Here is a 23,773-nt window from a genome sequence, read left to right on the forward strand (position 1 = left end):
TTTAATAACTGCAAAGTAAAACTATTTTAGTTCTTGGATATTTCCGTAATTTTACCAAAATTTTAAGTTTAGTCGTGGGAAGTAAAAATAAATTAAAAAGATTTAAGGAGAACGAGACATTTGGGAACGTATTTCAGCCAACTCGGGAAGAGGTGGTATCGAATTCGTTTCCGTTTAAAGGCAAATGGAAACAGGAGGTTTTTAAAAATGATAACCCGTTGGTGTTGGAATTAGGATGTGGAAAAGGGGAATACTCCGTTGGACTGGCCACACGTTACCCGGATAAAAATTTTATCGGGATTGATATAAAAGGGGCACGATTTTGGCGGGGAGCCAAAACAGCTGTTGAAAATGGACTGTCAAATGTTGCCTTTTTACGAACGCAGATTGAATTGCTGGAATATGTATTTGCAGAAGCCGAAGTGGATGAAATCTGGATTACATTCCCGGATCCGCAAATCAAATACAAGCGTACGAAACACCGTATGACGAACTCGGAATTCTTACAGCGCTATAAAAAAATCCTGAAAAAAGACGGGATCATGAATCTGAAAACCGATAGCGAATTTATGCACGGTTATACGTTGGGATTATTACACGGCGAAGGACACGAAGTGTTGTATGCCAACCATAATGTTTACAAAAACGAAGGAGCACCGGAAGTGGTAACAGCCATTCAGACGTTTTACGAACAACGATATTTAGAACAAAATAAAGCGATAACCTATATCCAATTCAAAATAAAATAGATGCATTATTTTATGCCCCTCATACTTGGTTTTACTGTGGCTTCAATTGGGATCACACCACCAGGTCTGCTCAATATGACGGCTGCAAAACTAAGTGTGCGGGATGGTAGAAGTAAGGCATTGATGTTCGCATTGGGTGCTACGTTTACCGTACTTTTTCAAACGTATCTGGCAGTATTGTTCGCAAAATTTATCGACCGAAATCCGGAGATCATTAACCTGTTGCAGGAAATCGGACTTGGGATTTTTGTGTTGCTAACGCTCTATTTTTTTACGATTGCCAACAAGCCAAAGAAACCGAAGGAAGAGCTTAAAATGAAAAGCAAAACGAGTCGTTTCTTTTTGGGAATGTTACTGTCGGCACTTAATCTTTTTCCGATTCCGTATTATGTCTTTATCAGTGTATGGTTGTCGCGAAACGGCTATTTCTTTTTTAACCAATCCTATATTTCCCTGTTTGTATTAGGAGCTGTTATCGGATCGTTTCTGGTGTTTTACCTCTATATACTGTTTTTTAAGAAAAAAGAAGGTGAAAAACCGTCTTTTCTGATTACCAATATCAATTATATTATCGGATCGATAACCGGACTGGTTTCTATTGTTACCCTCATTAAGTTGATCAATAATAATTTGGGATAATGAAAGCCGAAAATGAAAATTTCTTTGAACGGGTGTACGAAGTGGTACGTCTAATTCCGTACGGACGGGTGACATCGTATGGAGCCATTGCGAAAACGTTGGGCGCAGCGCGTTCGGCACGAATGGTCGGCTGGGCGATGAATGCAGCACACGGAAAAGACGATGTTCCGGCACATCGCGTCGTAAACCGCGTAGGGATGCTCACCGGGAAACACCATTTCGACGGAACCCATCTGATGCAGCAATTACTCGAAAGCGAAGGTGTTAAAGTAAAAAACAACCAGGTGTTGGACTTCGAAAAACTATTCTGGCAACCGGAAATACAGTTGTAATACTACGAATTTTCGCCTTCAATCAGACTAATAACAAACGTCGTATGCATGCTGTCGCGTTGGTAGTTCAGATAACCGCCATGGGCTTCAATGATATTTTTGGATAATGTCAAACCAATCCCGGCGCCTTCTTTCCGCGTGGTAAAAAACGGAAGGAAAATCTTATCCTGAATCTCTTTTTCAATACCGGCACCGCTATCGGAAATTACAATAAACAAACGGTTATTCGCAACCGATGCGGATAGTTCGATGACTTTGGAGTCCGTCGAATCTCCGGTTAATGCATACATACTATTAGTGAGCAGGTTTAGTATAACCTGTTCCAATTGGTTGCGGTCGACATACAGCCAGCGGTCAAAATCGATGTTGTTATGGACGCTAATACCATGTGTTTTAAACAACGGCATCATGGTATCGATACAAGATTTCACAAGCGATAGTAAAGCGGTTTTTTCCTTTTGCGGTGAGGGTAACATCGCCAGTTTACGGTAATTATCAACAAAGAATTGAAGATGATCACTTCGGTTGATAATCGTCGAAAGACTTAATCGGATATCCTCCAGATCTTCGGAACTTAAAGCATCCTGATCTACAATTTCATGTAAATTCTGCGACAGCGAACGAATTGGTGTCAGTGAGTTTAATAATTCATGTGAAATCACCTTCATCAGATTAATCCAGGCTTCTTTCTCTTTTTTCTCAATTACCTTTTGAATGGAATCCAGAAAAATAATATAATATTCGGTATTGTAGCTCTTACTTAAAGACGCCTGTAAGCGGAACGTCTGAAATTCCGCATCGGCATTCGCTCGAATCTGAACGGATGTTTTCACTTCCTGAAAATCAAATTGCTCGATAGCCGAACAAAACGATGGAATCTGCTTTTTCAGATAATGCCATTTGGAAACCTTTGGCACGGTAAACTGATTTGAAAAATAATCGTTCATCAAAAAAATACCCCATTCCGTATCTTTTTTTTCAAGGATTACAACACCGCTGTCGATATTGTTTAAAATGGTTCGGTACACGAGTTCTTTAGACGTTTGCTCGTTTCCCCGTTCTTTTAGCGTTTCGTAAAGCTGGTGCAATTTGCTGTAATTTCCGGTTTTATAAGCGTCGGAATAACTAGCCGAATAATCCTGTTGTAAAATAGCGGTGATGGTTTTATCGTAAAATAAAAAAGCATTTCGGATAAAATAATACATTTCCAACGCTAGTAAGATTCCAAAAAAAGCAAAACCAAACAGCGTATAGTAGAGCTGTTTCTGAAACAATAAAATACAACTTCCGAGAAGTACCAACAATAGCAGTAACCGGATAAAAAAAGCATTGTATATTTTCCAGGATTGTGTCATAAACGGCGGATTTAATCGTTGGTGTCAATTCCGAATTTTTCGATCCGGCGGTATAAAGCCGCTCGCGAAAGGCCCAATTCTTCGGCTGTTTTACTAATGTTATACTGATGTTTGTGCAATGTTTTTTCGATGGTTCGCTTTTCCAGATCCGATAATTGCAGGTCTTCTGCTACCTCATCCGGTTCGGAAATGGACGTCAGATCCAGATCGGAAGCGGTGATGGTCGCCTCTTCACAAAGGATTACTGCTCTTTCGATTCGGTTTTCCATTTCACGGATATTACCGTTCCAACGATGTTTTTCCATGTTTTCCAGTGCTTTCTCCTGAAATTGTAACCCATCCCGACCATATTTCGCAGCTAATTGTGCCAATAAAAAGTGGGCGAGCGGAATAATATCCTCGTTTCGTTCGCGCAATGACGGCAATGGAATCGTCATCGTATTGATTCGATAGAACAAATCTTCCCGGAAGTTTTTTGCCGCTACTTCCTGTTTTAAATCGAGGTTGGTCGCCGTGATGATACGCACATTCAAAGGTCGGGCTTTGGCCTCACCCAATCGGGTAACGGTTTTATTCTGGATAACCTGTAGTAATTTGGATTGCAAATGCAACGGAACATTCCCGATTTCGTCCAGAAAAATCGTTCCGCCCTGTGCGGCTTCAAAACGCCCGGCGGTATCGGATTTGGCATCGGTAAAAGCACCTTTGGCATAACCGAACAATTCGCTTTCAAAGATGTTTTCGTTTAACGAACCAAGGTCAACGGCGATAAACGGCTGGTCTTTCCGGTCGGAATGCCGGTGAATATAATCGGCAAAAACATATTTTCCGGTTCCATTTTCACCAAGGATAAGAACATTGGCATCCGTTTTGGCGACTTTGTCTGCAATAGCATAGGCCTGTTTGATCTTGGGCGCATTGCCCATAAAAACCGACTGACCGGCTTGAAGTTGTGGTGGATTCTTTTTTTGCTCTTTCCGACTTTGTGCTACGGCATTGTTGATCACCGTAAGTAATTTATCGTTGTCCCACGGTTTCATCACATAATCGAAAGCGCCGGATTTGAGTCCTTCGACCGCTGTTTCCACTTTTCCGAAAGCAGTCATCAAAACGACTACCGTGTTTGGGGTCAGCAACTTAATTTCTTTTAACCAGTGAATCCCTTCCCGTCCGTCTTCAAAACCGATACGATAATTCATATCCAAAAGAACCACATCAATAGGATTATCGGCAAGCAATTGCACCAATTTTTTGGGCGAATTGGCGGTATGAATGGTTTCAAAATGTTTTTTTAACAGCAGTTTTGCGGCTAAAAGAATATCATCCTGATCGTCGATAATTAAAATCTGGGCTTGTTTTTTTTTCATGGCTGTTCGGTTTCGGACAAAAAAGTGTCCGATACTGAACACTTCAAAATCATAGCGAATTATAAAACGATTGATAATCAGTAGGTTCTTGATTTTTAAAACAATGGCACGAAATTGTCTTTGTATATCGTATCAAAAAATCAAAAAATGGATACTGTTATCACTCGTAAAAATAGAAAAAATAGCTATCGTATAGGGATAGTGCTACTTTTTTTGACCGTTAGCTATTTTGCCTATTCCATGATCACCAAAGAAAAAAGCCTGAATATAAAACGAGATGAGATTAGCATCAAAACCGTAAGTAAAGCCTACTTTGAAGATTTTATTATGTTTCAGGCGAAAGCCGAACCTTTAAATTCTATTTTGATCAATATTATTGAAGGTGGTTCGGTACAGGAAATTTTTGTGGAAAACGGCGGTCATGTCGAAAAAGGACAAGCATTGGCTAAATTGTATAATCCAAATACAGAATTAAGCTATCTGACACAGGAGACGTCCATGATCGAACAAATCAACAACCTAAACAAAGCGCGATTGGATATCCGAAATCAGGAATTAAATCTGGCAAAAGACCTGATTGCCATCGAACACGATTACAATACGGCCAAACAATTATACGATCTTAACGAACGATTATTTAAAAAAGGAATCATTGCCAAAAACGAATGGGAAACGACGCGGGAAGGTTTCCGTTACCAACAGGAACGTAAAAATATTATCCAGCAAAGCATTCAAAAAGAAAAACAAACCAACCAGGTCCAGATTCAGCAAATCAATCGTTCGATTGCGACAATGGAAAAGAGCCTTGACATTTTGCGAGGGAATAAAAAGAACTTTTTAATTACGGCACCCTTATCCGGACGACTATCTTCGTTCGAGCCAATTTTAGGAAAAAACTACCAGGCCGGAGAAAGTATTGGAAAAATTGATGTGATGCAAGGGTATAAACTGGTTGCAAAAGTCGACGAATTTTACCTGGAGCGCGTATCGGTTGGACAAAAAGGAACGATTGAATATAAAGGGAAACAATTTCCGGTACATATTGCCAAAGTAATTCCGGAAGTTAAAGACGGTAAATTTCAGGTCGAGTTGAGTTTTGAAAATGCCAAAGAACTGGATTTAAAACAGGGATTGAGTTTTGGTGTTAAATTAACCCTTTCCGAAAGTGTAAAAACGCTGGTATTACCCAAAGGAAGTTTTAATCAGGAAACCTCTGGAAACTGGATCTTTGTCGTAAATGGTGATAAAGCCATCCGTCGTACGATCAGGCTGGGGCGGGAAAATCCGTTGTATTTCGAAGTACTGGAAGGATTAAAAGAGGGTGAAAAAGTAATCACCTCTTCCTATCAGGATTATAAAGAAGTGGTGGTTTTACAATTTGACAAGTAAAATAATGGAATTAATAATAACTTTAGCCGAGCCATTTTTAAGTTGGATAAACAAAAGAACAAAATATAAAAACCCGGAAACGGGAAATCGAAAAAATCAATCAATCTAAAAAACGAACAGTTATGATCAGCATTCAAAATCTTTCCAAAGTTTTCCGGACGGAAGAAGTGGAAACAGCCGCATTAAATCAGATTGCGCTGCAAATTAACGAAGGGGATTTTATCTCTGTAATGGGACCTTCGGGTTGCGGAAAATCAACCCTGCTTAATATCATCGGACTTTTGGATGGTATTACCAGTGGTAGCTATAAACTTTTAGGACAGGAGATCAACGGACTAAAGGAAAATGAAAAAGCGAAGTTGCGCAAACAGCAAATCGGATTTATTTTCCAAAACTTTAACCTGATCGACGAGTTGTCGGTATATGACAATATTGAACTGCCGCTGATCTACAATAATGTGGGTAGTGCGGAACGCAAAAAACGAGTGGAGGCCATTGCCGAACGGCTGTCGCTTTCCCACCGTCTAAAGCATTATCCGCAACAACTTTCGGGCGGACAACAACAAAGGGTAGCCGTTGCGCGGGCTTTGATCACCAATCCAAAAATCATTCTGGCGGATGAGCCTACCGGAAATCTGGACAGCCGTAACGGAAACGAGGTAATGGAATTGTTAACCGATTTACACGCTAATGGCGCGACGATCATGATGGTAACGCACTCCGATTACGATGCGTCGTTTTCACAACGAACCATTCATATGAAAGACGGCGTGATTCTCAGCGAAAAGCAAAACGCCCGTAATGTAGATGTTTTGGTCGATGCCAAAGAAAATTAAAAACAACCACAACCTTAAAAAAGAAAAACCATGATACGAATTGTAATTGCCATAACCTTAAGTCTTATCGGATTTGTATGTCGGGCACAGGTAAGCGAAAACAGAACCGTAGCCGATTTTACAACCATTGAAGGTTCAGCCGGAGTTGAAATACGCTATACGCAAAGTAAAACAACCGGAGTAAAAGTAACCTCCGATACGGCCGATAAAGTAAAGATGATCACTACAGAAGTGAATGGTGGCGTATTAAAAGTAAAAATAAAATCCACTAAAGAAATCAATAATTTTGAAATCGCACGGGTTGAGGTTTCGGGACCAAATGTGACGTATTTTAAACTGTCTTCCGGAGCCAAAATGACCTTTGAAAACGAAGTGGAAACGGTGAATGCACAAATCACCCTTTCGTCGGGAACACATTTGAAAGGAAACATTAAAGCGAAAAATGTACAATTGGATATCAGTTCCGGATCGGCTTTTAAAGGTGCTATTCAGGCAACGGTTCTAAAAGCAGTATTGGCAAGTGCCGGAGAAGCAACGATTACCGGAAAAGCAAGCGAATTAAAAGTAGAGGCAAAATCGGCATCGGTTTTTAAAGCCGGCGATCTGGATGTAAAATATGCGATTGTTGAAGCGGCAAATACCTCGAAAGTAACGGTACATGTAACTGAAAAACTGGATGCATCCGCCAGTTCGGTAGCTGCTATTGAATATTCCGGCAAACCGAAAGTGCTTACGACAGACAAAAAATCATTAGGAACCATTACAGCTAAATAACAATGATACAAAACTGGTTAAAAGTGTTTGTGTATCATTTTAAGCAACACAAACTGTTTTCAATACTCAATGTGTTGGGATTAAGCATCGGGATTTCCGGATTAATCTTTGCCATTCTGTATTGGAACGAAGAACACTCGTATAACGAATGGAACCCCGAGAAAGACAAGGTTTATGAAGTGATTAACGATGTAGCCGATGCCGGTAAGTGGGCGTGGAATGTAGCACCAACCGCTCCGATTCTGGAAGCATCCTCCAAAAACATCGAAAGTTACTGTTATTATACAGCCTGGTATTCGGAAGAAATTTTGAGTTACAATGGAAAAAAAGAAATGATCAAGAAAATTGGCGCAGCACAAAGTAATTTTTTCACGTATTTTCCTTTTGAATTTATAGCCGGAAACGCGAAAACAGCCATACAGGATCAAAGTAGTATCGCATTGTCGGAAGACGTCGCTAAGTTATTTTTTAAAGATGAAAATCCGATAGGAAAACAAATGATCTACGACGGAAAACCGTACGCGGTAAGAGGTGTTTACCGTATTCCGGGTAAGTCGTCGATGGCACCCGACGTGATGTTGTATCTAAAAATGGATAAAAACAGCGAGAGTTGGGGTGATTTTAATTACGGATTGATGTTGAAAATCAATTCACCCGAAAAAGCCGCTGCGGTTGCGAAAGAAATTGAAGCGATTTATTACGAACATCGTATCCGAAGAGAGGCTAAAAATTTGGGAATTTCGGAACAGGAGTTTATTAAAAAATACGGAATTATTAAGGTTTCCATGACCCCATTGTCAAAAGCACGACTAAGTGACTTAACCAGCGGTTTGGTGGAAGGAAAAGGGAATTATCAGTTTTTGATGATCATGATGGGACTTTCAATTCTGATTCTGGTGCTTTCGATTGTGAATTATATCAATCTGGCTACGGCCAATGCGATTAAAAGAGCCAAAGAAATCGGTATCCGAAAAATTATCGGAGCGACTAAAAAACAAATTGTATGGCAGTTTGTTTTCGAAACAATACTGGTGGTTTTCGGAGCCTTGATTTTGTCGATGATGATCGTGGAGCTTGCCCTACCGTTTTATAATTCGTTTTTAGGGAAAGACCTCCAAATGATCGGAAGTCAGTTCTATTTGCAATTGGTGCTGATAGTGGTCGTGGTTATTGCATTGGCGGGTATTTTTCCGGCGATATATGTGTCGAATTTTGAGACTTTAAAAGTGCTTAAAGGTAATTTCGGACGAAGTAAAAACGGAATATGGCTCCGAAACGGAATGTTAATCCTTCAGTTTGCCATTGCGACATTTTTTATTATCGGTTCGTATATCGTATACCAACAGGTGCGCTATATGAGTAGTAAGGAATTAGGCTATAAAGGCGATCAGATTATAACGATTCCGTATCGTCCAAAAAGAGACGGAACCGATTATGAACGCTACAAAACCTTTCAGCAGGAATTGCAAAAAATAAAAGGCGTTAAGGGAGTGGGAGCCGGAACCTTTAATTTTTCGGGTAGAGGCGCTACGTCTTCAACGGGCTTTACACATAACGACAATCCGATTCAGGCACAAAATATGGGAATTGATTTTGATTTGCTGAATATGTTAGGGATAAAGCTACTTCAGGGGCGAATGCTTTCACCGGAGTTGGCTTCCGATACGGTAAGCACTATGTTGATCAATAAAGTGACATGGGAGAAGATGGGCGAAAAAGATCCGGTTGGAAAAGAAATCGAATGGAACGGACATAAATTAAAAGTGGTTGGAATAGTCGATAATTTCCATTTGTATGGGTTACAGCGGGAAATACCGCCAATGGTTTTCTTTCATATTAAGACCGTTCCGTGGATGCAAACCAATATCGATAGAATCTATATAAAAGTCGATGCACAAAACATGGATCAGACTATTGCCGGTCTGGAGAAATTCTGGACGCAGAAAGTCGATACCGAATATCCGTTTAAATATGATTTTGTAGATAAAGAATACGCCCGGACCTATGAAACCTATGTCAAACAAAGAAACCTGTTTTCGCTGCTCAATATTGTAGTGATCACTATTGCATTGTTCGGATTGTTTGCGCTGGCATCCTATTCGATTGAAAGACGCATAAAAGAAATTGCGATCCGAAGAACATTGGGCGCCGAAACCGGAATGCTACTTAAAAACCTGTCGACACAATACATCATTTTTTGTATTATCGGTTTTATTCTGGCAGCGATGCCGGCGTATTACCTGCTTAATAAATGGTTGGAAGACTTTGCTTTCCGGATTTCGATAACCACCTTGCCGTTTAGTATTGGTTTTGTGGTCTTAGTATCGCTCACATTGCTTATTGTGCTTTCGAAAGCCTATCAGGCAACAAGGATCGATATTCTGAAATACCTGAAATACGAATAATCCACTTTGATTTTTACTACCTTTTGCTGCAATCGGACACGTTTCGGTTGCTGCTTTTTTTTGAAATAACAGCTAAAAAGCCGGATTGCTTGCTCGAAAATTGAATTTTAAAATGGATTTTCGAAATTAAACCGGGAATTCTTTAAAAAATAAACAGTTGGGAACCGGTCTGAATTACCGTTATTGTCCCGGATTGAGGCTTTTGAAACCGCGAGTGTAAAGGGAAGCTATTGCGCAATAAACAAATACAATTCTTTATCTTTATTTTAAGAACTTTTCATCTTATCTTTGTAACATAAAGTCAGTCTTAATAAACGACTTAAAGCGAGTAAAATAATGAAATTAGACAGGAAAGAAATTCTTAAAGCATTGGAAGCGATCTCCATTGCGGGAGAAGGTAAAAATATGGTAGAAAGCGGTGCGGTACAAAACGTAATCACTTTCGGAGATGAAGTAGTAGTGGATTTATTATTGCACACCCCGGCGTTGCATATCAAAAAACGCGCTGAGGTGGACATTATGAAAGTGATCCATGAAAAAATATACGATAAGGCAAAAGTAAAAGTCAATATAAAAGTTGAAGCTCCGGAAAAACCGGAAATCAAAGGCAAGTCGATTCCGGGAATCAGCAATATTATCGCTGTTTCGTCTGGAAAAGGTGGTGTTGGAAAATCAACGATTACGGCAAATCTGGCGGTAACGCTGGCGAATATGGGCTTTAAGGTTGGTGTTTTGGATGCGGATATTTACGGACCTTCCATGCCGATTATGTTTGACGTGGAAAAAGCACGTCCGATTTCGGTTGAGGTGGACGGAAAATCGAAAATGAAACCCATCCAGAGTTACGGTGTGGAAATCTTATCTATCGGTTTCTTTACCAGTCCGGATCAGGCGGTAATCTGGAGAGGACCAATGGCTTCTAAAGCTTTAAATCAGATGATTTTTGATGCCGATTGGGGCGAACTGGATTTTATGTTACTGGATTTACCACCGGGAACAGGAGATATTCACCTGTCGTTAATGCAATCGCTTCCAATTACCGGAGCGGTGGTAGTAAGTACACCTCAGGCAGTGGCTTTGGCCGATGCTAAAAAAGGAGTAGCAATGTTCCAGGCCGAAAGCATCAATGTACCGGTTTTGGGAATCATTGAAAACATGGCCTATTTTACACCGGATGAATTACCGGACAACAAATATTATATCTTCGGAAAAGAAGGTGCGAAAAATCTGGCGGAAGATTTACAGGTGCCGTTTTTAGGAGAAGTGCCGATTGTACAAAGTATTCGCGAAGCAGGAGACTACGGTCGCCCGGCCGCCTTACAAACGGCAACGCCAATTGAAAAAGCATTTGAAGAACTGGCGCGTTCCGTAGTACAGGAAGTAGTAAGCAGAAATGAAAGTCTGCCGCCTACAGAAGCAATAAAAATTACCACGATGGCTGGATGTTCAGCTGTAAAAAAGAAATAAAATGACAACAGAAGAAATCAAACTAAACGTTGAAAGAGCACTGGAAGAAATTCGTCCGTTCTTAAATTCGGATGGTGGCGATATTACGCTTATCGAAATTGAAGACGATAAGCACGTAAAAGTTCGCCTTGAAGGTGCCTGCACGGCTTGTAACGTAAACCAAATGACGTTACGCGCCGGTGTGGAAACTACGATCAAAAAATATGTGCCGCAGATCGAAACTGTGGTTAACGTAGCATAAATTCAGGATACAGTGCCCGGCTTTTGAAATACAGGAGCCGGGACTTTTTTTGTCTTCAGGATATTTTCCTGACAGGCAGTATAATGCCTTCCATCGTTAGATTTCTTGATATTTGTCATAGAACAAGAAAATAATTCGAGGGACATTTGTGTCCTTAATTAATCTATTACGTAATGATTGAAACAGATATACTAATTATTGGCGCAGGTCCCACAGGACTTTTTGCCGTTTTCGAAGCCGGACTTTTAAAATTAAAATGCCATATTATCGATGGTCTTCCGCAACCGGGAGGACAATTAACGGAGTTATATCCTAAAAAACCTATTTTCGATATTCCGGGATTTCCGTCGGTATTAGCGGGCGATTTGGTCGATAACCTAATGGAACAGATCAAACAGTTCCAACCGGGATTTACGCTAAATGAAAAAGCGGAAACCATAGATAAACTGGAAGACGGAACGTTTATTGTAACCACCGATAAAGGTACGCAACACCACGCAAAAGCAGTAGCGATTGCCGGTGGATTGGGAAGTTTTGAACCGAGAAAACCGATTCTGAAAGATTTGGAGTTTTACGAACAGGAAGACAAAGGGGTGGAGTATTTCGTAAAAGATCCGGAAAAATTCCGCAATAAAAAAGTAGTGATTTCCGGAGGTGGGGATTCTGCTTTGGATTGGAGTATCTTTTTGGCAAATGTGGCATCGGAAGTAACTTTGGTACACCGTCGAAACGAATTCCGTGGGGCGTTGGATTCGGTTGAAAAAGTTCAGGAATTAAAACAAGCTGGAAAAATTCGTTTGATCACACCAGCTGAGGTGGTTGGTTTTAAAGGATCCGAACGTATTGAATCGGTGGATATCGAAATCAATGGCGCCCGCATGAATGTAGAAACCGATTATTTTATCCCGTTATTTGGATTAACTCCAAAATTGGGAGCGATTGCCAACTGGGGACTTGAAATCGAGAAAAACGCGATTAAAGTAAACAACGCATTGGATTATCAAACCAATATCGAAGGCATTTACGCCATTGGCGATATCAATACCTATCCGGGGAAATTAAAACTGATTTTATGTGGTTTCCACGAAGCAACTTTAATGTGTCAGAGTGTGTTTAACAAACTGAACCCAGGTAAGAAATACGTATTAAAATATACCACCGTGAGCGGTGTCGACGGTTTTGACGGTACTCGTAAAGAGGCTGAAAAAGCAGTTGTAAAATCAATTGACTAGCCATGTCTCAGGATGTAACGATAATCATTACAGACCGTGAAGGAGCGGTTCATGAGGTACAAGCACCTACAGATATGAACATGAATATCATGGAACTGGTGCGGGCCTACGAACTGGCGCCGGAAGGAACCATTGGTATTTGCGGCGGAATGGCCATGTGTGCGTCCTGCCAGTGTTATATACTCAACGATGTAGACCTGCCGGAAATGAACGATGATGAAGAAGCCATGTTGTCGGAAGCATTTAATGTAAAAGACAACAGTAGGCTCGGATGTCAGATTCACATCACGGAAGCATTAAACGGACTACAACTGGAATTGGCTCCGGAATAATAAATAATAAAGCGAAGATTTTTCTTCGCTTTTTTTGTAACATTTTGGAAAGTCTGCCGTATAATCACCATACGCGATAAATTTCCCGAATGGGTATAATTAATGACACAAACTTCGTATTCTCCCGGATTACACCAACTTCTGACACTTTCTGTTCCAAACAGTAACAAGCTTACGGCGGCACAGGATTTTGTTCTTTTTACGGACACGATACTACAAAAATACCAACTCGAAAAAGTGGGTGTGGTAGTGCATTCTTTTGAAAATGATAGCTTTACGATCGCTGTCTGCTTAAAAGAGTCGCATATCTGCATTCATACCTGGCCAGAGTACAACCAGCTCACCATGGATATTTATTTGTGCAATTACCTACAGGATAACACCGTGAAAGTGAAGACTATCGCAAACGATTATATCGAATATTTTCAAGCGGATGTTATTAAAAATTTTGAAATTAACAGATAGATATGAGAATTACGTGCTATCAATGTGATACCCCTACAGCTATTGAAGTGCCGTTTCCGGTAAAACAATTTGTCTGTTCCAAGTGTTTTAGTATTTATAAAGCAACAGAAACAGGCGACTTTATCTTTAAAGACAAATACAAATACGACAAAGAGATTGGTAGCCTTACACCGGGACTAAAAGGAATACTGGAAGAGGAAGAGTATATCGTTACTGGCGTTGTTGTTAAAGAATATATGAATTACTATTGGAGAGAATATGTTCTTGCCTCGGCGACAGCTAAGTTTTTGTATTTATCGGAAGTGAACGGACACTGGATTTTGTTACGGGAAATTCCGGATGATTTTATAAAAGGCCATCCCAAAATAATCGATTATAACGATAAGGTTTTTAAGCTGTATGATATTGCAAGGCCGAGAATCGCCGCAGCGGCTGGTTTTTTTGATGTGAGTTTGCCAACAGGATTGGTAACCATGGCGGAACTTATCGCGCCACCGTATATGATCTCTTTTGAAAAGTTAGAAAAAGAAGAGCGAACGGTTTTTTTGGGCGAACATATTTCAAAGAAGCAGATAAAACGTATTTTTAAGCCTACGGCAGAATTGCCCAACCGGATTGGTATCGGATTGGTACAACCTTATTTTTTTAATGTCCGACAATTGGCTTTGATATTGTGTTCGGTTACCTTGTTGATTCTGTTAACGCATTTGTATGTGTATCACGATAAGCAGGAAGAAGTCGTTTTTAGCAATGATATTTCTTTTAGCGAATACAACAACAAAGAGTATATTTCACCCTCGTTTACACTCGAAGGCGGCGCATCACCACTAACCATTTCCGTGCATTCCGGAGTGGATAATTCGTGGGCCAATGCACAGGTGGCGTTGGTAAACGAAACGACAAACGAAGAGATCTATGCCAATAAAGATGTCGAATATTATCACGGTTATTCGGAGGGCGAAAGCTGGTCCGAAGGCGATACATCGGACGATTTTAGTATCTGTGGCGTGAGTGCCGGAAAATACCACTTGGCGATTACGGTTGTAAAAGCACCGGAAGACCTTAATAATACCGGAATGAGGGTAACAGCAACCTGGAACAAAGCGTCCTATTGGAATATTTGGGTGCTGGTTATTATTATGGCCGTGATGGTGTTAATTGCCTACTTTGGAGAGCTGTATAACGAAACAAAACGATGGAACGATAGTCCGTATACTCCTTATGAATAATAGTGATGACAATGAAAAATAACGTGCTGGCGTATATAAAACAAAATAAATGGCCTCTATTATTAGGGGTGATCATTTATGTAGTGTATTTGCAATTTGTAATCGGAGGAAACCGGATATGCGATTGTGCCACAGTGGAAAAATACGGCACGTCAGAATCGCGTACCCATCATGTAAACCGATTTTATCATAAATAACCAAAAAATAAAAAATATGGATTTTATCAGTACAAAACTTATTTTAAACTCCTTGGTCTTTTCCGTGTTGGGATTGTTGATCTTGTTAGGGTCTTATTTTGTAATCGAAAAACTAACACCAGAAAATACGTGGAAAGAAATTACCGAAAAAAATAACGTGGCGGTAGCAATTGTGCTGGCGGCTTTCATTATCGGGATTTCAATGATTGTAAGCGCAGCGATTCATGGGTAAAAAATTCCTCCGATTTGAATTTTTATTGCTTATCGCCGTTTTTACAATTGCGACCTGTGGATTGGTATACGAACTCGTGGCCGGTACACTGGCGAGTTACCTGTTAGGGGATTCCGTAAAACAGTTTTCGTTGATTATTGGTGTATACCTGTTTTCAATGGGGATTGGGTCGTATTTCTCAAAATTCATTACCAAAAAACTGCTGGACACCTTTGTCGAAATCGAAATATTGGTGGGCTTAGTAGGCGGTTTAAGTTCGGTAGTGCTATTTCTTTTATTCGAAAGTGTCGATTATTTTCAGTTTATCCTGTACCTGCTGGTGTTTACCACCGGCTGTTTGGTGGGACTGGAAATTCCGCTGCTGATGAACATACTGAAAGATCGGGTGGCCTTCCGCGATCTGGTATCCAATGTGTTTACGTTCGATTATATCGGGGCACTATTGGCTTCGATATTGTTCCCTCTGGTATTGGTGCCACAGTTGGGCGTGATGCGAACTTCTTTGTTTTTTGGTATGATCAATATTGGAATTGCAATTGGGTTGTGTTTTCTGCTTAAAAAAGAATTAAACCGACCATTTGTTTTAAAAACAAAAGCAATCGCTTCGTTTTTGTTTTTGTTGCTTGTTTTTATATTTTCGGAAGCTATTTTGTCCTTTTCGGAGGGGAAATTGTATGGAGAAAATATTGTTTATACGAGCTCGACGCCTTACCAGCGAATCGTACTGACGCATAATAAAAGTGATTATCGTTTGTATCTTAATAATAACCTTCAGTTTAGCTCGGCCGACGAGTACCGTTACCACGAAGCTCTGGTACATCCGGTAATGGCTGCTGCCAAAAAAGTAGATCATGTATTGGTTTTGGGTGGCGGTGATGGTTTGGCCGTTCGGGAGATACTGAAATATAAAGAAGTGAAGAGTATTACTTTGGTCGATCTGGACGAAGGAATGACAAAACTGTTTCAAACCAATACGATTCTAACCGGTTTTAATCAAAATTCCTTAACCGATTCGAAAGTAAAGGTGATCAATCAGGATGCCTATATCTGGGCTAAAAACTGTCCGCAAAAATTTGATGTGGCCATTATCGACTTTCCCGATCCGTCTAATTATAGTCTTGGGAAATTGTATTCGCTTAATTTTTACAAATCGTTAGAAACGATTTTAACTCCCGAGGCTTTTGTTGTGGTTCAAACTACATCCCCATATTTTGCACCGAAGTCATTTTGGTGTATCAATAAGACGATACATGAAATTTTTCCAAAGGTGGACGCCTATCATGCCTATGTGCCGTCATTCGGTGAATGGGGCTATACCATTGCAACGCTTAATCCGCAGGCTACGTTTGCCACTGTAAACAGGAAAGTCGAAGGATTGCGATTTTACAATTATCAGTTTGATAAGTTTAATTTTTTTTCCAAAGATATGGTTTCCAATAACGTGGAGATTAATCGTCTGGACAATCAGATCTTAGTGCGCTATTTCGATGAAGAGTGGGGAAAATTATAAATCAAGACGTACTTTTTTAAAAGGTATCGCTGCATCATTGCTGTTGATTCCGTTGGTGCAATCCTGTAAAGAGAAAGTTCTGAAGATGGCGATCCGCTTGTCGGGAACCAATCATATACTGGGGCATCGTTTATGGACAAAAAACTTTCCGAAGCCAACTCGGGAGATCCGTATTCCATACCTGATTGTAGGGGGTGGAATTACCGGTCTTAGCGCGGCACGACAACTTCATAAAAAAGGAATTTCCGATTTTTTACTGGTTGAGATGGAAGACCATTTGGGAGGTAATTCGTCCAATGGCGAAAACCGGTATTCGAAATATCCATTGGGAGCACATTACCTTCCGTTGCCCAATTTTCAGGATAAAGAACTGCTGCAATTTCTGGAAGAAACCAAAATAATTACCGGATATGATGCCAAAGGTTTTCCGGTATTCGATGAAGAACAGCTGACTTTTTCGCCTCAGGAGCGGCTGTATTATAAAAACAGCTGGCAGGAAGGCTTGGTACCGCGATTGGGAATGACCAATGCGGAAGAAGAACAGTTTGAGCGGTTTTTTGATAAAATGGCGTTTTTTAGAAATGCAAAAGGATCGGATGGTGCCTATTTGTTCGATATCCCCTTAGCCCTTTCGTCTACCGATACTGAAACAAGAGCCTTGGATACGATTACCATGCAGGAGTGGATGGAACGCAACGGATTTACAACGGATGTGTTGCGGTATTATGTCGACTATTGTTGCCGGGACGATTACGGTTTGGGCGTTGCCTACGTTTCGGCCTGGGCGGGAATTCATTATTTCTGTGGTCGCAAACACGATGCTACAGCCGATAAAAAAGAAAACGTACTCACCTGGGCGGAAGGAAATGCCAGGCTGGCGTCGCATTTGAAAAAATACACCGATCAGAAAATAGTAAAAAAGCATCTGGTATATCAGGTGGAAACCCGTAACGATACCGTTGCTGTTACAGCATTCGACAATGAAAAACAGGAATCGGTTACCATTATAGCCGATCGGGTACTTTTGGCCACACCACAATTTATAAATCAGTATTTGCTCACCGGAAGAAAGGAGTTTTCCAAAGCATTTCACTATGCGCCTTGGTTACTGGCGACGATAACGGTTGCGGAATTAACCGATAATCAGAGTTATCCATTGTGCTGGGACAACGTGATACACGATGCGCAAGGACTGGGATATATTTATGATCAACATCAATCGTTGCAACAGTTGCATCCCAAAAAAGTGATCACCTATTACCATAGTTTTTCATCGGGGAATCTACCGCAGACGCGAAGAGCAGTATACAAAAAAGATAAAGAATACTGGAAACAACAGGTTATAGCCGATTTGCAAAAAGCCCATCCGGATATAGAACGCTACATCGAAACCATCGATATTCATCTTTTGGGACATGGAATGATCAGTCCTGTTCCAGGATTTTTATTCGGAAAAGAAAAAGAACTGGCGCGACAACCCATAGCCAATAGAATCTATTTCGGGCATTCGGATCTGGCTGGAATTTCTATTTTCGAGGAGGCTTTTCATCAGGGGATTAACGCCGTAAATAAAATGATAAACGATGCAACCCTGGATTCATAAAGCGAAAACCGACAGTCTGTTTATTCTGTTACCACCATTTTTGGTGTTGGCAGTGATTGTGCTTTTTCAGAAAGAAATCCTTTGGGCTGAACAACACTATTCGTTTTATACCTGGTTATTCCTGATTGTTTTTATCGACGTGGCACATGTGTATGCGACCTTGTTTAAAACCTATTTTGTTGCCTCCGAATTTCAAAAGCGAAAAAAACTATTGATCGGTGTGCCGATAGGATGTTTTTTAATTGGGATGCTACTGTTCTCTTTTGGGAGTGCCTTTTTTTGGTCGGTATTGGCCTATATTGCCGTGTTTCATTTTATCCGACAGCAATATGGTTTTATGCGGTTGTATTCCAGAAACGAACCCCGGATCAAAGCAAATAAAAATTTCGATAGTCTGGTTATTTATACGGCTACCGGATATCCGATGTTGTACTGGTTTTTGTCGCCACAGCGAAATTTCAGCTGGTTTATGCCGGAGGAGTTTTTGAAATTTGAAAGTAGTTCCCTGTTGGATATAACAACGGTTCTGTACTATGGTATATTGGGTGTTTATATAATACGAACCGTGTATCGGGCCGTAAAAGAACGCTATTTTAATATTCCGAAAAATATGGTGATTCTGGGAACGGCCTTATCCTGGTATTTTGGAATTGTCTATTTTAATCAGGATTTGATTTTTACCGCTTTAAATGTGGTGTCGCACGGTATTCCCTATATGGCCTTGGTCTATTTAAAAGAAGTAAAACCGAAAGAAGAAAGGGAGCAGGCTGTTTCGTGTAGCGGAATAAACGTTACGAGTCTGTTGTTTTATATTGGAATTTTATTGGGTATTGCTTTTGCCGAAGAATACCTTTGGGAAATTACTGTCTGGCAGGAACATTTTAATGCGGCTTCGTTTGATTTTACCGCCTTACATTTTCTTTTAGTGCCCTTGTTGGTCGTGCCGCAGTTTACCCATTATATACTGGACGGTTTTATATGGAAATCCAAATAAAAAAACATCCTGAAAAGGATGTTTTTTGTTTTATGTGGTTGCCAGGTTTTTCTGACGGATAGTTTCTTCAATGGCATTCCATAATCCGATGCGTTTTTCCAACGCCAATATGGAAACGCTTTCCACTTCGCTCCATTTTTCGGTATCGTTACCGCAAAGTTCGGAAATCATCTGCATGGCCATTGGGCCGTGATCATCTGCATCCAATTCGATATGGCGTTCAAAATAATAGATTAGTTTCGACAGATCGGTAGCCGGGAAATTCTCCTGAAAATGTTTTAGGATAGCGGTAAACATACCTGGAATCAAATCTTCGCGTCCAAAGGTGAAAGCCGCAGCAATTTCATGTGGTTTTCCCTGTTCGATTACGCGGAAGGTAAAGTCAAGGAAAGCCTTGATATTGGGGTGTAGACTGCTTTGTTTGATCGACACAAAAATATTCTGAGTGTTCACTACGTTGTCCAGAAATTCGTATACCGGTGTCGTATTGGCGTGACAATCGTTCATGGCGTCAATATACATTTCGAAATGACTCAGTCGTTTTCCGTCCAAAGAAATATCGGATTCTTCCGCAAGTACAATCTCATTGATCAAATACCGGGTTTCCGGATTTTTAGTAGCGAACCATGGTGTAGTCGTGCAGGTTAGTTTGGATTGTAATGCTTTTAGCAATGACATAAAATCCCAAACGGCATACACATGTCCTTCAAGAAAACAATGTAGATCGTCTATATTTTGAATCTGACTGTATAAAGGATGGCTCAAAAGGATGTCCTTTTGAGGTTGAATTTTTTTATTGATGGATTTTATATTCATTGGTAAAAGTTTAGTACAAAAATAAACAAGCTAGCGGTTCTGAGAATAGCTTTTAACATTGATTTACGTATAAATTGATCATTAGGTTTTACAATGTCTTGTTTTGACCATAAAAAAAGAGCTTTATACAAGCTCTTTTTAAATATATAGGGATTTAGAATCCTATTTGAATGCGTTTAATCCGGTTACATCCATACCTGTGATCAATAAGTGAATATCGTGTGTACCTTCGTACGTTACAACCGATTCTAAGTTCATCATATGACGCATGATCGAATATTCACCTGTGATTCCCATACCACCTAACATCTGACGTGCATCACGGGCAATGGTTAAAGCCATATCCACGTTGTTGCGTTTTGCCATAGAAATCTGAGCCGATGTAGCTCTTCCTTCGTTACGCAATACACCCAATCTCCAGGTTAATAATTGTGCCTTCGTGATTTCAGTGATCATTTCGGCTAATTTTTTTTGTTGCAATTGTGTCGCTCCGATTGGTTTGTCAAACTGGATACGCTCTTTTGAATAACGTAAAGCGGTATCGTAACAGTCCATAGCAGCACCGATAGCACCCCATGCAATTCCGTAACGTGCCGAGTCAAGACATCCTAGTGGTGCTCCTAATCCGGATTTGTTTGGTAATAAGTTTTCTTTTGGAACTTTTACGTTGTCGAAAATCAATTCACCGGTAGCCGAAGCACGTAGCGACCATTTATTGTGCGTTTCAGGAGTTGAAAAACCTTCCATACCTCTTTCAACGATCAATCCGTGGATTCTTCCTTCTTCATTTTTAGCCCAAACCACAGCGATATCGGCAAATGGCGCATTGGAAATCCACATTTTAGCCCCGTTTAATAAATAGTGATCACCCATATCTTTAAAGTTGGTCACCATACCACCCGGGTTCGAACCGTAATCTGGCTCTGTTAATCCGAAACAACCGATAAATTCTCCGGTAGCTAATTTCGGAAGGTATTTCATACGCTGCTCTTCGTTACCGTATTTCCAGATTGGATACATTACCAAAGAAGATTGTACAGAAGAAGTAGAACGTACACCAGAATCACCTCTTTCAATTTCCTGCATGATTAAACCGTAAGAGATCTGATCCAATCCGGCACCACCATATTCTACAGGAATATAAGGACCGAAACCACCGATTTCTGCTAAACCGTTGATGATTTGTTTTGGGAATTCTGCTTTTTGAGCATATTCTTCGATAATTGGAGATACGTCACGTTTTACCCAGGCACGGGCAGCATCACGTACTAATTTATGTTCGTCTGATAATAAATCGTCTAATAGGTAATAATCAGGAGCTTGAAATAAGTCTGGTTTCATTGTTTATAAATTTTGGTTCACAAAAGTAAGCAAACAAAATCAACTTTTCAACACTATAGAGCGCTATAATATCGAATTGGCCTAAATTTTAGAGGTATAAATTCGCTGATCTAAAATTATTTTTGTTTTGAAAACAGGAAAAATTTAAAAAACAGTAAAACAGCTAAAACGAATACATTTTGTTGTAAATATAACAAATAACCAAATAAAGGAAAGGTGTAAAATGTTTTATAGCTTCAGATAAAAATCTTTAGCCAGTGCGGTATATTCCGGAGTATATTGATGGCGGGCGACTTCAATAATAAGTTCGTCCGTTTCCGGCTGATTTTCCGGATTTCGGGAAAAAGCGATCAGACTTCGTTTGATTTCAGTGCTAGGTGTGCCTTTAACCCGTGTTATTTTAAAAGGAAACAATTCGCATTCCTGAGCCAGTCCGATAAAGTGTTCTTCTTCTTTAAAAGGGATGATCACGGCAAAAATACCAGTATCTGACAATAAAACCGAGGCGGCTTCAACCAAATCTTCAAATGGCATGGCGTCTTCAAATCGGGCCAGATCCCTTTGTTCGTTTTGGGAATAGTACGTATCGGTATAAAAAGGCGGATTGGAAACAATCAGGTCGTATTCGTCTTCGATTTCTGCTGCAAATTCATCCAAAGCGGCATGATAGCAAAACAAACGATCGTTCCACGGACTGTTTTCGAAATTTTCAACTGCCTGTTCGTAGGCTTCTTCGTCAATTTCCAATGCATCGACTTGTTCGGCGGTACTGCGTTGTGCTAGCATTAATGCAATTAATCCGGTTCCGGCGCCAATGTCCAAAATGCTATACGGATGATGATCAAGCGGAGTCCAGGCGCCTAATAAAACGCCGTCGGTACCCACTTTCATCGCGCAGCGGTCCTGTGCTATGGTAAATTGCTTAAACTGAAACATAAGTTTTTAATTGTTCAGGTAGAGATCAACCAAACCTTCCGGAGTGTTTAAGACCACTTTTTTGTTGGCTCGGTCTATCGCAACGATAAAATCGTCGATCATCGGAACTAAAATCTCGATTCCGTTATGTTCGATTTCGAACAAAGGTTGTGCGGTGCTGTCGTTGATCGAAACAATTTTTCCGATAATTCCCAAACGGGTATCTTCCACATCAAAACCAATCACTTCGTGGAAATAAAATTTATTGCCTTCCAGTTTGGGTAAGGCACTTAATGGTAGGTATAAGGCGCAGCCAAGTAGTTTGTCGGCTTCCTCTTCACTAGCTACATCTTCAAAACGGATTCTAAGGAAATCGTTTTTGTGTAGCGAACAGCTTTCAATAAAAAAAGGAACCAGATTATTGTTGAATTCAACAAAAACTGATTCCAATTCTTCGTACATTTCCGGTTCGTCCGTGTCTAAATAAGCAAGGACTTCCCCTTTAAAGCTGAATTTTTTAGCGATTTTACCTAAATAGAAGCATTCTTCTTTACGCATAGAATCGCCGGGTAAATTAAGCTTGAGTTTCTTCGTTGTTTTCTTCAACAGCAGGAGCCTCTTCAGCAACTTCTTCAGTAGCAGCTTCTTCAGCAGCAGCAGCCTCAGCAGCTTTAGCAGCTTCTTCAGCAGCAGCCAAACGCTTAGCGTTTACTTCCTGCTCCGCTTTTAATGCTTTCGCTTTAGCATCAGCCTGAGCTTTGCTTAAACCGTCTTTTTTAGCATCAACTTTAGAAGCTTTCTCGTCTAACCAGGCAGCCAATTTAGCGTCAGCTTGCTCTTGTGTTAAAGCGCCTTTACGAACACCTCCGTCTAGGTGGTGTTTTAATAAAGCACCTTTGTAAGAAAGGATAGCTCTTGCAGTGTCAGTTGGCTGAGCACCGTTGTGTAACCATTGTACAGCACTGTCAAGGTTTAAGTCGATAGTAGCTGGGTTAGTGTTTGGATTGTAAGTTCCGATTTTTTCCAGGAATTTACCATCTCTTTTTGCGCGAGCATCAGCTGCAACAATCCAGTAAAAAGGTTTCCCTTTTTTACCATGTCTTTGTAATCTAATTTTTACTGACATAATCTTGTGATTAAATTTTGAGGTACACGACCTCTGTTAAATAAGGGTGCAAATATATAAAACTTTTAAATACAAACGAATACAAAATATATAAAATCCTTAGGTTCGGATGGGAAGAAAACGGGAGCTATCGTTTTGAAAACAAGATAACTTAGGTGTTTTTGTGATTTTTTATGATTTTATTAGCTTATTATCTATAAAAAACTATTTTTGTAGAAATATAATGA

25 protein-coding genes are annotated in these 23,773 nt (G+C 40.2%); 18 read left to right on the forward strand and 7 right to left on the reverse strand.

The annotated features are described in order from the left end of the window. Nucleotides 1-74: 74 nt before the first annotated feature. The 3 genes from trmB to E6C50_RS14705 are packed head-to-tail and all read left to right on the forward strand — an operon-like array spanning nucleotide 75 to nucleotide 1,720. Nucleotides 75-749 carry a tRNA (guanosine(46)-N7)-methyltransferase TrmB gene (gene trmB, locus E6C50_RS14695; RefSeq protein ID WP_136403990.1) on the forward strand — a complete coding sequence of 225 codons (675 nt, stop codon included), beginning with the start codon at nucleotides 75-77 and terminating at the stop codon, nucleotides 747-749. A gap of 12 nt (nucleotides 750-761) precedes the next feature. Then, entirely contained in the window at nucleotides 762-1,388 is a 627-nt protein-coding gene (locus tag E6C50_RS14700; protein WP_230979015.1) for a LysE family transporter, read from the forward strand. Then, complete coding sequence (locus E6C50_RS14705) at nucleotides 1,388-1,720, forward strand: MGMT family protein (protein ID WP_136403992.1); 333 nt, start codon at nucleotides 1,388-1,390, stop codon at nucleotides 1,718-1,720. The genes E6C50_RS14700 and E6C50_RS14705 overlap by 1 nt, the downstream gene beginning before the upstream one ends. 2 nt (nucleotides 1,721-1,722) lie before the next feature. Here E6C50_RS14705 and E6C50_RS14710 read toward each other — a convergent pair whose 3' ends face one another. Together E6C50_RS14710 and E6C50_RS14715 are read right to left on the reverse strand one after the other, a co-directional pair. Next, nucleotides 1,723-3,075 (reverse strand): sensor histidine kinase, encoded by a 1,353-nt coding sequence (locus tag E6C50_RS14710; RefSeq protein WP_136403993.1) that lies wholly within the window; start codon nucleotides 3,073-3,075, stop codon nucleotides 1,723-1,725. Between the two features lie 11 nt (nucleotides 3,076-3,086). After that, nucleotides 3,087-4,442, reverse strand: a complete 1,356-nt coding sequence (locus tag E6C50_RS14715) for a sigma-54-dependent transcriptional regulator (protein ID WP_136403994.1) — start codon at nucleotides 4,440-4,442, stop codon at nucleotides 3,087-3,089. 147 nt (nucleotides 4,443-4,589) lie between these two features. On the opposite strand from E6C50_RS14715, the gene E6C50_RS14720 reads away from it, so the two are divergent. The 15 genes from E6C50_RS14720 to E6C50_RS14790 all read left to right on the forward strand — a co-directional run bounded on the left by E6C50_RS14720 (nucleotide 4,590) and on the right by E6C50_RS14790 (nucleotide 19,348). Next, nucleotides 4,590-5,831 (forward strand): efflux RND transporter periplasmic adaptor subunit, encoded by a 1,242-nt coding sequence (locus E6C50_RS14720; RefSeq protein WP_136403995.1) that lies wholly within the window; start codon nucleotides 4,590-4,592, stop codon nucleotides 5,829-5,831. Between the two features lie 122 nt (nucleotides 5,832-5,953). Next, nucleotides 5,954-6,667, forward strand: a complete 714-nt coding sequence (locus E6C50_RS14725) for an ABC transporter ATP-binding protein (RefSeq protein ID WP_136403996.1) — start codon at nucleotides 5,954-5,956, stop codon at nucleotides 6,665-6,667. Between the two features lie 30 nt (nucleotides 6,668-6,697). After that, on the forward strand, nucleotides 6,698-7,441 hold the full coding sequence (locus E6C50_RS14730) for a head GIN domain-containing protein (RefSeq protein ID WP_136403997.1): 744 nt from the start codon (nucleotides 6,698-6,700) through the stop codon (nucleotides 7,439-7,441). 2 nt (nucleotides 7,442-7,443) lie between these two features. After that, nucleotides 7,444-9,846 (forward strand): ABC transporter permease, encoded by a 2,403-nt coding sequence (locus tag E6C50_RS14735; RefSeq protein ID WP_136403998.1) that lies wholly within the window; start codon nucleotides 7,444-7,446, stop codon nucleotides 9,844-9,846. Nucleotides 9,847-10,182: 336 nt separating this feature from the next. Next, complete coding sequence (locus tag E6C50_RS14740; protein ID WP_136403999.1) at nucleotides 10,183-11,313, forward strand: Mrp/NBP35 family ATP-binding protein; 1,131 nt, start codon at nucleotides 10,183-10,185, stop codon at nucleotides 11,311-11,313. Nucleotide 11,314: 1 nt separating this feature from the next. Next, on the forward strand, nucleotides 11,315-11,554 hold the full coding sequence (locus E6C50_RS14745) for a NifU family protein (RefSeq protein WP_136404000.1): 240 nt from the start codon (nucleotides 11,315-11,317) through the stop codon (nucleotides 11,552-11,554). A gap of 173 nt (nucleotides 11,555-11,727) precedes the next feature. Continuing rightward, nucleotides 11,728-12,786, forward strand: a complete 1,059-nt coding sequence (locus tag E6C50_RS14750) for an NAD(P)/FAD-dependent oxidoreductase (protein ID WP_136404001.1) — start codon at nucleotides 11,728-11,730, stop codon at nucleotides 12,784-12,786. Between the two features lie 2 nt (nucleotides 12,787-12,788). Then, entirely contained in the window at nucleotides 12,789-13,118 is a 330-nt protein-coding gene (locus tag E6C50_RS14755; RefSeq protein WP_136404002.1) for a 2Fe-2S iron-sulfur cluster-binding family protein, read from the forward strand. 102 nt (nucleotides 13,119-13,220) lie between these two features. After that, nucleotides 13,221-13,583, forward strand: a complete 363-nt coding sequence (locus E6C50_RS14760) for an S-adenosylmethionine decarboxylase family protein (RefSeq protein ID WP_136404003.1) — start codon at nucleotides 13,221-13,223, stop codon at nucleotides 13,581-13,583. Nucleotides 13,584-13,585: 2 nt separating this feature from the next. Further along, on the forward strand, nucleotides 13,586-14,812 hold the full coding sequence (locus E6C50_RS14765; RefSeq protein ID WP_136404004.1) for a DUF4178 domain-containing protein: 1,227 nt from the start codon (nucleotides 13,586-13,588) through the stop codon (nucleotides 14,810-14,812). Between the two features lie 11 nt (nucleotides 14,813-14,823). Then, a complete protein-coding gene (locus tag E6C50_RS14770; RefSeq protein ID WP_230979016.1) occupies nucleotides 14,824-15,009 on the forward strand; it encodes a hypothetical protein in 186 nt (61 codons plus the stop codon). A gap of 16 nt (nucleotides 15,010-15,025) precedes the next feature. Continuing rightward, on the forward strand, nucleotides 15,026-15,241 hold the full coding sequence (locus tag E6C50_RS14775; RefSeq protein WP_136404006.1) for a DUF350 domain-containing protein: 216 nt from the start codon (nucleotides 15,026-15,028) through the stop codon (nucleotides 15,239-15,241). Next, entirely contained in the window at nucleotides 15,234-16,751 is a 1,518-nt protein-coding gene (locus E6C50_RS14780) for a polyamine aminopropyltransferase (protein ID WP_136404007.1), read from the forward strand. Before E6C50_RS14775 ends, E6C50_RS14780 begins: the two co-directional genes overlap by 8 nt. Beyond that, nucleotides 16,729-18,354 carry an FAD-dependent oxidoreductase gene (locus E6C50_RS14785; protein WP_136404008.1) on the forward strand — a complete coding sequence of 542 codons (1,626 nt, stop codon included), beginning with the start codon at nucleotides 16,729-16,731 and terminating at the stop codon, nucleotides 18,352-18,354. Before E6C50_RS14780 ends, E6C50_RS14785 begins: the two co-directional genes overlap by 23 nt. Next, nucleotides 18,335-19,348, forward strand: a complete 1,014-nt coding sequence (locus tag E6C50_RS14790; RefSeq protein ID WP_136404009.1) for a hypothetical protein — start codon at nucleotides 18,335-18,337, stop codon at nucleotides 19,346-19,348. Before E6C50_RS14785 ends, E6C50_RS14790 begins: the two co-directional genes overlap by 20 nt. Before the next feature lie 30 nt (nucleotides 19,349-19,378). Here E6C50_RS14790 and E6C50_RS14795 read toward each other — a convergent pair whose 3' ends face one another. The 5 genes from E6C50_RS14795 to E6C50_RS14815 form a co-directional block, all read right to left on the reverse strand. After that, nucleotides 19,379-20,164 carry a DUF3050 domain-containing protein gene (locus E6C50_RS14795; protein ID WP_136404010.1) on the reverse strand — a complete coding sequence of 262 codons (786 nt, stop codon included), beginning with the start codon at nucleotides 20,162-20,164 and terminating at the stop codon, nucleotides 19,379-19,381. Nucleotides 20,165-20,326: 162 nt separating this feature from the next. Then, entirely contained in the window at nucleotides 20,327-21,505 is a 1,179-nt protein-coding gene (locus E6C50_RS14800; RefSeq protein WP_136404011.1) for an acyl-CoA dehydrogenase family protein, read from the reverse strand. Nucleotides 21,506-21,733: 228 nt separating this feature from the next. Beyond that, the gene (locus E6C50_RS14805; RefSeq protein WP_136404012.1) at nucleotides 21,734-22,441 is read right to left on the reverse strand and encodes a tRNA1(Val) (adenine(37)-N6)-methyltransferase; all 708 of its coding nucleotides are present in this window, start codon (nucleotides 22,439-22,441) and stop codon (nucleotides 21,734-21,736) included. 6 nt (nucleotides 22,442-22,447) lie between these two features. Beyond that, nucleotides 22,448-22,978 (reverse strand): ribosome maturation factor RimM, encoded by a 531-nt coding sequence (rimM, locus tag E6C50_RS14810; RefSeq protein ID WP_136404013.1) that lies wholly within the window; start codon nucleotides 22,976-22,978, stop codon nucleotides 22,448-22,450. A 16-nt stretch (nucleotides 22,979-22,994) separates the two neighbouring features. After that, complete coding sequence (locus E6C50_RS14815; protein WP_136404014.1) at nucleotides 22,995-23,546, reverse strand: 30S ribosomal protein S16; 552 nt, start codon at nucleotides 23,544-23,546, stop codon at nucleotides 22,995-22,997. Between the last annotated feature and the right edge of the window lie 227 nt (nucleotides 23,547-23,773).

Origin of the sequence: Flavobacterium supellecticarium (assembly GCF_004801375.1) — a bacterium.
Classification (GTDB): Bacteria; Bacteroidota; Bacteroidia; order Flavobacteriales; family Flavobacteriaceae; genus Flavobacterium; species Flavobacterium supellecticarium.

Coding starts and splice junctions, on each gene's coding strand:
- E6C50_RS14705 (WP_136403992.1), top strand. CDS start 1,388: ATGAAAGCCGAAAATGAAAATTTCTTTGAACGGGTGTACGAAGTGGTA.
- E6C50_RS14800 (WP_136404011.1), bottom strand. CDS start 21,505: ATGAAACCAGACTTATTTCAAGCTCCTGATTATTACCTATTAGACGAT.
- E6C50_RS14770 (WP_230979016.1), top strand. CDS start 14,824: ATGAAAAATAACGTGCTGGCGTATATAAAACAAAATAAATGGCCTCTA.
- E6C50_RS14730 (WP_136403997.1), top strand. CDS start 6,698: ATGATACGAATTGTAATTGCCATAACCTTAAGTCTTATCGGATTTGTA.
- E6C50_RS14785 (WP_136404008.1), top strand. CDS start 16,729: ATGAAGAGTGGGGAAAATTATAAATCAAGACGTACTTTTTTAAAAGGT.
- E6C50_RS14710 (WP_136403993.1), bottom strand. CDS start 3,075: ATGACACAATCCTGGAAAATATACAATGCTTTTTTTATCCGGTTACTG.
- E6C50_RS14760 (WP_136404003.1), top strand. CDS start 13,221: ATGACACAAACTTCGTATTCTCCCGGATTACACCAACTTCTGACACTT.
- E6C50_RS14735 (WP_136403998.1), top strand. CDS start 7,444: ATGATACAAAACTGGTTAAAAGTGTTTGTGTATCATTTTAAGCAACAC.
- E6C50_RS14805 (WP_136404012.1), bottom strand. CDS start 22,441: ATGTTTCAGTTTAAGCAATTTACCATAGCACAGGACCGCTGCGCGATG.
- E6C50_RS14795 (WP_136404010.1), bottom strand. CDS start 20,164: ATGAATATAAAATCCATCAATAAAAAAATTCAACCTCAAAAGGACATC.
- E6C50_RS14790 (WP_136404009.1), top strand. CDS start 18,335: ATGCAACCCTGGATTCATAAAGCGAAAACCGACAGTCTGTTTATTCTG.
- E6C50_RS14745 (WP_136404000.1), top strand. CDS start 11,315: ATGACAACAGAAGAAATCAAACTAAACGTTGAAAGAGCACTGGAAGAA.
- E6C50_RS14780 (WP_136404007.1), top strand. CDS start 15,234: ATGGGTAAAAAATTCCTCCGATTTGAATTTTTATTGCTTATCGCCGTT.
- E6C50_RS14715 (WP_136403994.1), bottom strand. CDS start 4,442: ATGAAAAAAAAACAAGCCCAGATTTTAATTATCGACGATCAGGATGAT.
- E6C50_RS14815 (WP_136404014.1), bottom strand. CDS start 23,546: ATGTCAGTAAAAATTAGATTACAAAGACATGGTAAAAAAGGGAAACCT.
- rimM (WP_136404013.1), bottom strand. CDS start 22,978: ATGCGTAAAGAAGAATGCTTCTATTTAGGTAAAATCGCTAAAAAATTC.
- E6C50_RS14720 (WP_136403995.1), top strand. CDS start 4,590: ATGGATACTGTTATCACTCGTAAAAATAGAAAAAATAGCTATCGTATA.
- E6C50_RS14765 (WP_136404004.1), top strand. CDS start 13,586: ATGAGAATTACGTGCTATCAATGTGATACCCCTACAGCTATTGAAGTG.
- E6C50_RS14755 (WP_136404002.1), top strand. CDS start 12,789: ATGTCTCAGGATGTAACGATAATCATTACAGACCGTGAAGGAGCGGTT.
- E6C50_RS14750 (WP_136404001.1), top strand. CDS start 11,728: ATGATTGAAACAGATATACTAATTATTGGCGCAGGTCCCACAGGACTT.
- E6C50_RS14700 (WP_230979015.1), top strand. CDS start 762: ATGCCCCTCATACTTGGTTTTACTGTGGCTTCAATTGGGATCACACCA.
- E6C50_RS14725 (WP_136403996.1), top strand. CDS start 5,954: ATGATCAGCATTCAAAATCTTTCCAAAGTTTTCCGGACGGAAGAAGTG.
- E6C50_RS14775 (WP_136404006.1), top strand. CDS start 15,026: ATGGATTTTATCAGTACAAAACTTATTTTAAACTCCTTGGTCTTTTCC.
- E6C50_RS14740 (WP_136403999.1), top strand. CDS start 10,183: ATGAAATTAGACAGGAAAGAAATTCTTAAAGCATTGGAAGCGATCTCC.